The sequence below is a fragment of the Polaribacter sargassicola genome, from assembly GCF_021991835.1.
GTDB classification, from domain to species: domain Bacteria; phylum Bacteroidota; class Bacteroidia; order Flavobacteriales; family Flavobacteriaceae; genus Polaribacter; species Polaribacter sargassicola.
In genome coordinates this window covers 1-474 of sequence record NZ_JAHDAU010000036.1, presented here as the reverse complement: position 1 = coordinate 474, position 474 = coordinate 1, and the positions used below count along the sequence as shown (strand labels likewise).

The window sequence follows — 474 nt, the reverse complement described above, 5'->3', positions numbered from 1 at the left end:
TGGTGCTGGTAATACGGCCACTTGTACGCAAACTGTGACTGTAACCGATAATATCAATCCGACTTTTGTAAACTGTGCTGCACCGGTATCTGTAAATGTTGATGCTAATGGCTGTTCTACAGATGCCGCTAATGTCAATCTTGGAACGCCTACTGTGGATGATAACTGTAACACAACATCCATATCTAATGATGCACCTGCCTCATTCCCATTAGGAGAAACAACGGTCACTTGGACCGTAACCGATGGTGCTGGTAATACGGCCACTTGTACGCAAACTGTGACTGTAACCGATAATATCAATCCGACTTTTGTAAACTGTGCTGCACCGGTATCTGTAAATGTCGATGCTAATGGCTGTTCTACAGATGCCGCTAATGTCAATCTTGGAACGCCTACTGTGGATGATAACTGTAACACAACATCCATATCTAATGATGCACCTGCCGTGTTCCCATTAGGAGAAACAACGGT

General features: G+C 44.3%; 1 protein-coding gene. It reads left to right on the top strand.

Annotated elements, in window-relative coordinates; translation table 11 throughout:
• Positions 1-34: 34 nt before the first annotated feature.
• Positions 35-474, top strand: a 440-nt coding sequence (locus KI686_RS16940; protein WP_368735876.1) for an HYR domain-containing protein, incomplete at its 3' end; no start/stop codon positions are given.